Raw genomic sequence first — 11,074 nt, 5'->3', positions numbered from 1 at the left:
ACTTCGCAGGAAGCGGCATTTCCGGCGGTACATGATCCGGGCCGCTTACGCAGCCCGCCAACAAAAGCATCAACGCCGGTGTGGCATAACGAAGAGATACCATGCAATGTTCTTCCTGTAACTCGACCAAGTCCTAAATTTCTTGTCCGAAGCATCATGCTTCGCAATCGGCCGCGCTCCGTGCCAACGAGATACACCATGCCGAAGCAGTCGGCCGCAATGTAGCAATGAGTCTGGCGTTCGGGCAGTGTATTTTTATCACACTCCCGCCTCATTTTTGCGCCGCGAAAACACCCGGCGGATGACCACGAAGAAGGACGGAACGAAGAAGATCCCGAGTGCGGTTGCCGCCAGCATGCCGCCGAGAACGCCGATACCGATGGCATTCTGCGCTGCCGAGCCTGCGCCGGTCGCGATCGCCAGCGGCACGACGCCGAGGATGAAGGCGAGCGAGGTCATGATGATCGGGCGCAGACGCAGCCTTGCCGCTTCGAGAGTCGCCTCTAAAAGGCCCATCCCGGTCTCCATGCGGTCCTTGGCAAACTCGACGATGAGAATCGCGTTCTTCGCCGCCAATCCTATCGTCGTCAGCAGGCCGACCTTGAAGTAGACGTCGTTCGCCTGGCCGAAGAGCGTTGCCGCCGCAAGCGCGCCGAGCACGCCGACCGGCACGGCCATGATCACCGAGAACGGGATCGACCAGCTTTCATAGAGCGCTGCAAGGCAGAGGAAGACGACGAGGACCGAGATCGCGTAGAGCATCGGCGCCTGCGAGCCGGAGAGCCGCTCCTGATAGGAGATGCCCTGCCATGCCACTGTATAGCCGCCACCAAGCTGCGCGGTCAGCGCTTCCATCTCGTTCATCGCGTCACCGGAGCTGACGCCCGGCGCCGAGGCGCCGTCGAGCGGGATGGCGCTTGTGGCGTTGAAGCGGGCGAGCGACGGCGCACCCTGCGCCCATTCCGTCTTGGTGAAGGCGGAGAAGGGGACCATTTCACCGGCCGTATTGCGGGCATACCAGTGGTCGAGATCGCTGGGCTGCATGCGGAAGGGCGCGTCGCCCTGCACGTAGACAGGCTTGATCTCGCCGTTCAGCGTGAAGTCGTTGACGTCGCGGCCGGTGAAGATGATCGACAGCATCGAATTGACCGAGGCGATATCGACGCCCATTGCACCGATCTTTTCCTGATCGATGATGATCTTCATCTGCGGCTCGACTTCCTTGTTGTTGGAGCGCAGAGCGACGACCTTGCCACTGCTGTTGCCCATCTGGATCAGCCGCTTGGAGGCGGCGTCGAGCGCCTGCGTGCCGTGGCCGCCGGTATCGACGAGATACATCGAGAAGCCGCTCGAGACGCCGAGGCCCTGGATGGCCGGCGGTAGGAGGGCGAAGACTTGGGCTTCGCGGATGGCGAAGAAGTTCTTCAGCGCGCGGTTGACGACGGCCTGCGCATGCAGGTTCGGGTCGGTACGCAGCGAGAAGTCCTTGAGCTTGGTGAAGACGATCGCGCTGTTCTGGCCGGAGCCGTTGAAGCCGAAGCCGAGGGCGCCGAAGACGGAATCGACTGCGTCCTTCTCGTTCTCACGATAATAGTTCTCGACCTTCTCGACGACGGCCTGGGTCTGCTGGGTCGTCGAGCCCGGCGGCGTCGTGACGATGGTCAGCAGCACGCCCTGGTCTTCCTGCGGCAGGAAGGAACTCGGCAGGCGTGCGAAGAGATAGGCGCAGCCGGCACCGATCAGCAGGAAGACGAGCATGACGCGGATCGGCCGCTTCAGGAGATAGCCGATGCTGCGGACATAGCCGTTGGTCGAGCGAGTGAAGTTACGGTTGAACCAGTCGCCGATGCGGTTCTTCTTATGACCGTCGACGGGCTTCAGCATCGTGGCGCAGAGCGCCGGCGTCAGCACGATGGCGACGAGCGCCGAGAGCAGCATCGCCGAGACGATGGTGATCGAGAACTGCCGGTAGATGATGCCGGTCGAGCCGCCGAAGAAGGCCATCGGGATGAAAACGGCGGTCAGCACGAGCGCGATGCCGACGATGGCGCCGGTGATTTCGCCCATCGACTTCTCGGTCGCTTCGAGCGGCGAGAGCTTCTCTTCCGACATGATGCGCTCGACGTTTTCGACGACGACGATGGCGTCGTCGACGAGCAGGCCGATTGCCAGAACCATGGCGAACATCGTCAGCGTGTTGATCGAATAGCCGGCCGCCGCGAGGATGCCGAATGTTCCGAGCAGCACGACGGGCACGGCGATCGTCGGGATCAGCGTGGCGCGCAGGTTCTGCAGGAAGATCAGGAGCACGACGAAGACCAGCACGATCGCTTCGATCAGCGTGTGGATGACCTTCTCGATCGACAGCTCGACGAAGGGCGTGGTGTCGTAGGGATAGGTGATCTCGACGCCTTCAGGCAGCGAGCGGCCGATCGTATCCAGCGAGGCGCGGACGCGCTCGGCGGTATCGATGGCGTTTGCGCCGATCGCCAGATTGACGGCGAAGCCGGAAGACGGCTGGCCGTTATAGCGCGAGGCGCCGCCATAGCTTTCCTGGCCGATCTCGATGCGGGCGACGTCGCTGAGGCGCACCGTCGAACCGTCCTTCTCGACCTTCAGGATGATGTGCTCGAAGTCGTCGACCGTGGTCAGCTGGCTCTGGGCGGTGATCGTCACGTTCAGCTGCTGGCCCTGCGTCGTCGGCTGGGCGCCGAGCGAACCGACGGAGACCTGGGTGTTCTGCGCCTCGATTGCCGAGGTGACGTCGCTTGGGGTGAGCTGGAACTTCTGCAGCTTGTAGGGATCGAGCCAAACGCGCATGGCGTAGCCCGAGCCGAAGATGTTGATGCTGCCGACGCCTTCAAGGCGCTGCACCTGATCTTCGATCGAGTTCGAGATGATGTTGCCGAGATCGACGGAGGAGCGCTTGCCGTCGGTCGAGACCAGCGATCCCACGAGCAGGATGCTCGACGTCGAGCGGGTGACACTGATGCCGGCGTCGATGACGTCTCCCGGCAGCTGCGACTGCACGAGCTGCAGCTTGTTCTGCACCTGAACCTGGGCGATGTCGGCATCGACGCTGTTGCCGAAGGTCAGCGAGATGCTGGCCGAACCGGTCGACGAGGTCGAGGTCATGTAGGTCAGGTCGTCGAGACCGGTCATGCCCTTTTCGATGATCGTCGTCACCGATTTCTCGACGGTTTCGGCGCTGGCGCCGCGATAGGTGGCGTTGATGCGCACCGTGGTCGGGGCGATATCCGGATATTGCGAAATCGACAGCGTGTAGATGCCGAGCAGACCCGCGAGCATGATGGTGATCGCGATGACCCACGCAAAGATCGGGCGTCGGATGAAGAACTTGGCCATCAGTTTTATTCCTGTGCGGCTTGGATCACTGTGAGAGTCGTCGCGAATTACTTCGCGGCGGGCTTCTGAGTGTCACCGGCCGCAGGCTGTTCGGCAGCCACGACCACACCGTTTTCATTGATTTTCATGGGAACCGGCTTCACCGGCATGCCGGGCGCGATCGACTGCAGACCGCTGACGATCAGCTGGTCGCCGTCCTTGACGCCCTGGTTTACGAGCCACGAATTGTTCGAGGGCGTCGCATTTTCGAAGACGCGGGTCTCGACCTTGCCGTCGCCGGAAATGAACTGCGCCGTCAGGCGGCCGTTGGCGTCGCGGCTGGTCGCCAGCTGCGGCAGCGCATAGGCGTCCTCGGAGCCGAGCTCGACCGTGGCGCGGACATACATGCCGGGCAGGATGACGCGATCGGGGTTCGGGAACAGCACGCGGATGATGAAGGTGCCGGTCGTCTCGCTGACGATCTGCTTCGACATGTCGAGCTTGCCCTGCTGATTGTATTCCTTGCCGTTCTCGAGGATCAGCCGGAAGGCAACATTCGCCTTGTCCTTGATGTCGCCTGCGGCCATGGCATCGCGAATTCGCAGCAGGTTGGTGCTCGATTCCGTCAGCGAGATGTAGATCGGGTCGAGCTGGCGTACCGTCGTCAGCGCCGTCGTCTGGTTGGCGGCGACGACGTTGCCAATATTGTAGGCGGTCTGGTCGATGATGCCGTCGAAGGGGGCGAGGATCTTGGTGTGATCGAGATCGATCTGCGCCGAGGCCAGAGCCGCGCGGGCGGATTCGACTTCCGCCTGAGCCTGCAGCAGCGTCGTCTTGGCGGTTTCGTATTCGATCTGCGTCGCGCCGCTGCCGACGAGGCGCTGGTAGCGGTCGAAGTTGCTCTGGGCGCTCGGCACGCTCGCCTCAGCCTTGGCGATCGCGGCCTTGGCCTGTTCGACCGCGGCCGCATAAGGCGCGTCCTCGATCTGGTAGAGCACGTCGCCCTTCTTTACTTCGCCGCCTTCGCGGAAGGTGATCTCGCGGATGATGCCGCTGACCTGCGGGCGGATATCGGCCGTCTGATAGGCTTCGGCGCGACCCGGAAGGATCGTCGTAACAGGATAATTGTCCTTGGTCAGAGCGACGACGCCGACGGGTGCGGCCTGCTGGGCGGCACCGGCGCCAGCGCCTGCTGCGCCCGCCTGCTTGTTGCCGCTGTCGCTGCAGGCGACCAGGAAGCCGCCGAAGACCAGAGCGGTGGAGAGGAGGAGAGCACGCCGTATCATTCTGAATTCCCTGGTGCGGTTGGCATATGAAGGATCAGCCGGAAACAGCCGGACGCGCCATGGAAGACGCTACGTGATCCGGATCAAACGCCATCATCCGAATTTAAGAAAAGCTTTCTGAAGTGACGTAATTCAGCAATCGTCACTTATCAAGCGCTATTTTGCAGTGCGGCATCAACAAAGCTGACGATGTCGTGTGCTTTGTGAACGAGCGTGTCCCTGTCGTCGCGGGCAATCAGCACGGGATGGAGCACGCAGGCCAGCACGTCGGCGACGGTCACCGCCGCATGGCTGGTATTGGTGCATTTATAGCTTCCGGCGGCGACACCCTGCCGTATGATCTGCTCCAGGCGATGTTCGATCCGCTCCCGGTAGCGGGTGCCGGCATCGAGCTTGGCCTGGATCGTCGTCAGCACCATTTCGAAGATATAGGGGTTATCCCGGATGTCCTGCAGATGGGAATCGAGCAGGCGCAGGACGAAGCGCTGCAGCTGCTCCTTGGCCGGCAGATCGCCATCGACGGCGCCGAAGCGCTCGGTCGCCGCGCCAAGGTGAATTTCGGCAATGGCATCGACCAGCGCCGTCTTGGAATGAAAATGCTTGAAGATATTGGCGGGGGACATGCCGAGTGCGGTCGCGATATCGGCGATCGACACGGCCACATAGCCGCGTTGACGAAACAGGATCTCCGCCATCGACAGGATGTCGGCTCTCGTTTCCTCGGCCTTCCGTCTCGGCCTGCGTGCCATTCAGCCTTCTGCCGGTCTTTGCCGGCATCCCCTTATTTCCCGAAATGCTAACGCGACTGCGGCCGCGCCCGCAAGCGTGCAAAACGCAATGCGGGTACGGCCGGGCGATCGTCAGGCGAAATAGGGCGCAAGATTCTGGCGTACACGGGCGAGAGGCGTTTCGCCGCTGTCATCGGCAATGAAGGCCTGGCCGGTGATGGCCTCGAACGCCTTGATATAGACGGCGGAGGTCTGCTCGATCAGGTCGGCCGGGATTTCCGGGATCTCGTCCTTATAGGGATCGCAACGATCGGCGACCCAGGCGCGGACAAAATCCTTGTCGAAGCTGACAGGGCGTCCGCCGCTTTCGAAGGCGGCCTGATAGCTGTCGGCCAGCCAGTAGCGGCTGCTGTCAGGCGTATGGATCTCGTCGGCGAGAATGATGTTGCCGTCGGCATCGGTGCCGAACTCATATTTGGTGTCGACGAGGATGAGGCCGCGCTTGGCCGCCATTTCCTGGCCGCGGGCGAAAAGCGCCAGAGCGTATTTCGAGAGCGTGTCCCATTGCTCCTGCGTCAGCAGTCCGCGGCCGGTGATCTCGGCAGGCGTCAGCGGCGCGTCGTGACCGCCGTCGAATTCCTTGCTGGTCGGGGTGATGATCGGCGTCGGCAGGATCTGGTTGTCGCGCATGCCGTCGGGCAGCGTGATGCCGTACATCTGGCGCTCGCCCTTCTTATAAAGGGTGAGGATAGAGGTTCCCGTGGTGCCGGCGAGATAGCCGCGCACGACCACTTCGACCGGCAGGATGTCGAGACGCTTGCCGACGACGACATTCGGATCGGGATAGGCGATGACGTGGTTCGGGCAGATATCCTTGGTCGCCTCGAACCAGTAGCGGGCGGTCTGCGTCAATACCTGGCCCTTGTAGGGAATGCAGGTCAGGATGCGGTCGAAAGCGCTGAGGCGGTCGGTGCTGATGATGATGCGGCTGCCATCCGGAAGATCGTAATTCTCGCGTACCTTGCCGCGGTAATAGTTCGGCAATTCGGGGAAATGGGCTTCGGATAGGATTCGCACGGGCTCAGCATTCCTTTGTGGGAGAGGTTTATCCCTGCTCTAGTTTCATTGCGGGCGATGTCAAGCAAATGGCGTTCAAAGCCAGACAGCCGCGACAATCAGCACTGTCATTATATATCCAAGCAGCGCCAGCGGGCCACCGGCGCGCAGGAAATCCGAAACCCTGTAGCTGCCGATGCTCATGGCGAGCGTATTGTTGTGATGGCCGAAGGGCGTCAGGAAATCGAGTGAGGCGCCGGCCGCGACGACGATCAGGTAGGCTGCCGGCGGATGATGCGCGGCTTCTGCGAATTCGATAGCGATCGGGCTGAGCACGATCGCCACCGTTGCATTGTTGACGAAGGGCGTCAGTGCCATGGCGACGAAGAGGAGCACCGCCATTCCGGCGAGCGGCATCGAGATCGGCACCACGAGGCTCAGCCATCGCGCCACGACTTCGGCGGTTCCCGTCGTCTGAACGGCGGTGCCGATCGGGATCATCGCCGCAAGCATGATGACGATCGGCCAGTTGATGTCGGCCATCGCCTGGCGGATGTTGAGGAAGCGGGTGACGGCGAGCGCAAAGACGACGATGGCGAAAGCGATCTCGGGTCTCAGGACGCCGAAGGCCGGGAGCAGCACACCGGCTGCGAAGATCGCGAAAGGATACCACGAGCCTTTCGAGCTGCCCGCCGATGGCTGGGTCGCAAGCGGCAGGCATTCGCATTCGTCCAGCGCCTCGGCGATCGCATCGCGGGTGCCTTCGAGCACCAGGATATCGCCGATCGACAGCTGCAGATCCTCGAAGCGGCCTTCGATGCGCGGCGAGCGCATGGAGATCGCGGTGACGGTAATGCCCCGGTTGCGGAAGACTTCGAGCGAGCGGATGCGCGAGCCGATCAGCGTGCTCTCCGGCATGACGACGGCCTCGATGCGGGCGAAATCGGTCTGCAACCCGTTCGGATGCGCGGGCGCCAATAGGGCGCCGCCGGCTTCGAGATCGGAAAAGACGCTGTCGGCGCCTTCGGCGAGCAGGGTGTCGCCGGGTTCGATCACCGATTTGGCGAGACTGCCGAACACGAAGCTGCCGTCGCGGATCAGCGCATGCGGCTGCAGCCCGAAACTGTCAGTACAGTCCGACAGGCGTATCCCGACCAGCGGCGAGGAGAACGGGATCTCGCGCTCGGCGACGATGCGGCGGGCGGCGGGCGGCGGGCCGGAAATTTCCTCGTCTGCTTCAGGGAACAGGCGGGTGACGAGGAAGGAAATGAGCAGGATGCCGGCTGCCGCGACTGGCAGGCCGGCATAGGCGAAGTCGAAGAAGCGGAAGCTTTGACCTGTCGCCTTTGTCAGCGCGTCGGAGACGAGCAGGTTGGCCGGCGTGCCGATCAGCGACACCAGCCCGCCGAGCAGGGCGGCGAATGAGATCGGGATCACCAGCTGGCGGCGCGGGATCTGCAGCACGGTGCCGACCCTCAGCGTTGCCGGCAACATGATGGCGAAGGCGCCGATATTGTTCATGAAGACGGAGATGAAGCCGGTGATCGATGCCAGCGAGGCGATGACGGCAAGGTTTGACCATTTCGCCGATTGAAACCGCTGCGCCAGTCCATCGAAGAACTTCGCCTGCGCCAGCACCTGCACGATCAGCAGGATTTCGACGACGGTGATGACGACGGGGCTGGCGAAGCCGGAAAAGACCGCATCGGCGGGATAGAGCTTCAGCAGGAAGCCGGCGAGAAGGCCGCCGATCGCCACGACTTCGATCCGGAAGCGATCGAGGGAAAACAGGATGAGCATCGCCGCGAGGAGAACCAGCAGGGAGGCTTGCTCGACATTCATGGGCAGGCTCGCGTTGCAACCGTCAGCCGAATGTAGCGGCGTCTCGGCGGCTGTATAGAGAGAGGCGGAAGAAAGATCGCACAATCCTCAGCTTGAGACCGAGCGCGGTCAGCGCTCATGCGGCCGGTGCACGCCAGCGGCCTTCCGCGGTCTTTTCGAGGATCGGGGTGGCGAAAACGCCGGTGGTACGGTCCAGCCACTGGCCACCGGCGGCGGCGAGCTTGCTGCGCCAGCGCCCGGATTGCAGCATGGCGGCGCCGATCGCAACCGGTTCGATGCCGCACTGATCGAGCAGGCCGAGGCCTGAGACGATCGACGTGCCGCTGGAAATGACGTCGTCGACAAGTGCGACACGGCGCCCTTCGAGCAGCGGCAGCATGCGCGGGTCTATATAGAGACGCTTCTGCTGGTCCGGCGTGGTGATCGAGGAAAGCGCGACCGAGAGGTCGTCGCGGTACCAGAATTTTCTGGAGGTGCCGAGCGGCACATATCTGATATGGCCGAGCTTCTGGGCAACGGCGGCGGCAAGCGTCAGGCCGAGCGTCGGCAGACCGGCGATCACGTCCGGCTTGAACTGCTGCAGCCTGGCGGCAAGCGCTGTCGCCAGCGCATCGAGAACGGCAAAGCTCGCCTGGTTGACGATCAGCGATGCCAAAGCGTGTTCGCCATCGGCGAGAACGCGGATCGGTAGGCGTAGCTGGCGGCCGTCATCCAGTTCGGCGACAAAGAAATGCGTCAAATCGCCAGCGGTCTCGAAGGTGCCGGGCGGGTGGAGTTCCTGCCAGAAGTCGTGGGGAGCGATCTCCATATGCCGTTCAATCCCGTCTTGTCTTTTCCATGCCGGTGCGCCGCTTGAGATCGCGGAGCTCCGTCTCTGTGAGCGCGCGGACGGCGCCCTTTGGCAGTTCGCCGAGTTCCAGGCCGCCGATCGCCACGCGCACCAGCCGCAGGCATTCGGTATCGAGCGCTTCGAGCATGCGGCGGATCTGCCGGTTGCGGCCCTCGTCGAGTTCGACCTCGATCCAGGAATTGCGGTCGCCGTTGCGCAGCAGCCGCGCCGAGGTCGCCTTCAGGAGTTCGCCGTCGTGGCGCACGCCGTAAGTCATTTCGGCCAGCAGCTCTGCATCCATGATCCTGTTGACCTGCACATGATAGGTCTTGGCGACATGGGTGATGGGATCGAGCAGGGTCTGGGCGAACTTGGTGTCATTGGTAAAGAGCAGCAGGCCCTCGCTTGCCTTGTCGAGGCGGCCGACCGGCGACAGGTGCGGAACGTCGAAATCCTTCAGACAGTCATAGACGGTCGGGCGCCCCTCGGGGTCGTGACGGGTGGTCACCAGGCCGCGCGGCTTGTTCAGCATCAGATAGATCTTGTCTTCGGCGGCGATCGCCGTGCCGTCGACCGAGATCTTCGCGGTGGCGATATCCACCCAGGCGCTGGCATCGGTGATCTTGCGGCCATCGACGAGGACGCGGCCCTCGGCGATCAGCCGCTCGGCCTGGGTTCGCGAGCAGAAGCCGAGCTTGGAGAGCGCGCGGGGCAGGGTCACCCGCTTGCCGCCATTGTCGGCGGCGGGCTTGGCGCGGTCTCGCAACTTCTGCGGGGGGCGCCGATCCCTCACTGCGCTGTCCTTGAAGCGTTCATGGAGCAGGTTCTTGGCACGAACGGACGGATGGCGCCAGCGTGGGCGGCAGAAATCCAGAGAATTTCAGAGAATAGGGATATGCGGGCGCGCACGAATAGGTATCGGCGCGAAGGGCGCCGTGACGAAGGATTAGAGGGTCAAAAACCCATGATCTGCCATGCCTGTATCAATGATCGGCCGCAATCAATGATAGGCCAGGAAACCTGCAAGCTCCTGACGGCTGACAGTGATGCCGGCCGCCGCTTTGACCGGATCGGGATGCGTGTAGGACAGGCTTGCCATGTCGGGCAGGTCGAGTGCCTGCTGCATGTTCATGATGCCGATGGCGCGACGGCCGTTTACGCCGTTTACGCTAACCTCGACGATACAGTTCGTCTTCCGGTTTTCCATGATTAGTCCTCCCTCGTTATATGATCTAATACCTTGCATTAAAAATTGGTTTTTCTAAGACCTAAGTATTTACGGACCTTGGCGAATTTAAGGTCGCCGAGGTCCGCAATAAGTCATAATTATTGTGCGCCGCGGTATCAGCGCCACCAGTTGCGCTGCGGTGGTTGCTGCTGGCCGCTGACGAGATATCCGGCGAGGAAGCCGAGCGCGCCGACGAGCGCCAGCGCCGTGGTCGTGGCGGCCGGATGTTCGCGGGCGGCGCCTGCGGCGGCCTTTCCTTCGGCGCGGATATGGGCAACGGCATTCTTGGCGCGGGGCAGGGCGTCTTCATAGACCTTGCCGGCGCGATCGCGCACTTCGTAATAGGCTTCGGTGCCCTGGGCCGAAATCATCTTCTGCAGGCGCGAGACCTCCTGCTGGAGGGCGGCGATGTCCTTGCTGACGGACGAGCGGATGTCATCGGTATTGGCTGCCATCATGGTCTCCTTTCTTGCAATCTGGAAAGAACACCGCAGCGGCGATTAGGTTCCGCGCTTCTGATGGGGACGGACGAGGCGCTTTATTCGGCCATTCTAATAGGTTCCGGGTCTTTATTGCCCTTCCAAAGGGTCCAGAAACCGATTTTTTGACCAGCTGATAAAGATTTTCGACGGCGGTGCGCGGTGAGGAGCAGGGGAGGGCTTGAACTGTGCATAAATTCCCCGAGAATTCCTCAACCGAATCAAACTGTTACAAAAATGTCAAAAAACTTGGTTTTGCGCTGTTGACTGTTTGGGAGGGA

At 62.2% G+C, this 11,074-nt stretch carries 9 protein-coding genes; all 9 read right to left on the bottom strand.

The window, feature by feature from the left end; all coding sequences use genetic code 11:
- Positions 1-258: 258 nt before the first annotated feature.
- The 9 genes from ACODR6_RS31840 to ACODR6_RS31800 all read right to left on the bottom strand — a co-directional run bounded on the left by ACODR6_RS31840 (position 259) and on the right by ACODR6_RS31800 (position 10,769).
- Positions 259-3,366, bottom strand: coding sequence for an efflux RND transporter permease subunit (locus ACODR6_RS31840; RefSeq protein WP_130284650.1), 3,108 nt, complete (start codon positions 3,364-3,366; stop codon positions 259-261).
- 47 nt (positions 3,367-3,413) lie between these two features.
- Positions 3,414-4,631, bottom strand: a complete 1,218-nt coding sequence (locus ACODR6_RS31835; RefSeq protein ID WP_489026550.1) for an efflux RND transporter periplasmic adaptor subunit — start codon at positions 4,629-4,631, stop codon at positions 3,414-3,416.
- Positions 4,632-4,780: 149 nt separating this feature from the next.
- Positions 4,781-5,380: a TetR family transcriptional regulator gene (locus tag ACODR6_RS31830; protein WP_489026549.1), complete on the bottom strand. Its 600-nt coding sequence runs from the start codon at positions 5,378-5,380 to the stop codon at positions 4,781-4,783.
- A 111-nt stretch (positions 5,381-5,491) separates the two neighbouring features.
- On the bottom strand, positions 5,492-6,436 hold the full coding sequence (locus ACODR6_RS31825; RefSeq protein WP_130284644.1) for a phosphoribosylaminoimidazolesuccinocarboxamide synthase: 945 nt from the start codon (positions 6,434-6,436) through the stop codon (positions 5,492-5,494).
- A gap of 75 nt (positions 6,437-6,511) precedes the next feature.
- On the bottom strand, positions 6,512-8,257 hold the full coding sequence (locus ACODR6_RS31820; protein ID WP_489026547.1) for an SLC13 family permease: 1,746 nt from the start codon (positions 8,255-8,257) through the stop codon (positions 6,512-6,514).
- 115 nt (positions 8,258-8,372) lie between these two features.
- Positions 8,373-9,059 (bottom strand): phosphoribosyltransferase, encoded by a 687-nt coding sequence (locus tag ACODR6_RS31815; protein WP_489026552.1) that lies wholly within the window; start codon positions 9,057-9,059, stop codon positions 8,373-8,375.
- Between the two features lie 13 nt (positions 9,060-9,072).
- Positions 9,073-9,879, bottom strand: a complete 807-nt coding sequence (locus tag ACODR6_RS31810; protein WP_203428131.1) for a pseudouridine synthase — start codon at positions 9,877-9,879, stop codon at positions 9,073-9,075.
- A gap of 207 nt (positions 9,880-10,086) precedes the next feature.
- The gene (locus ACODR6_RS31805; RefSeq protein WP_112720539.1) at positions 10,087-10,293 is read right to left on the bottom strand and encodes a hypothetical protein; all 207 of its coding nucleotides are present in this window, start codon (positions 10,291-10,293) and stop codon (positions 10,087-10,089) included.
- A gap of 137 nt (positions 10,294-10,430) precedes the next feature.
- Positions 10,431-10,769 carry a hypothetical protein gene (locus ACODR6_RS31800; RefSeq protein ID WP_112720538.1) on the bottom strand — a complete coding sequence of 113 codons (339 nt, stop codon included), beginning with the start codon at positions 10,767-10,769 and terminating at the stop codon, positions 10,431-10,433.
- Positions 10,770-11,074 lie beyond the last annotated feature (305 nt).

The sequence above is a fragment of the Rhizobium sp. FG96 genome (assembly GCF_057808655.1).
This window is presented reverse-complemented; position numbering and strand designations above follow the sequence as displayed.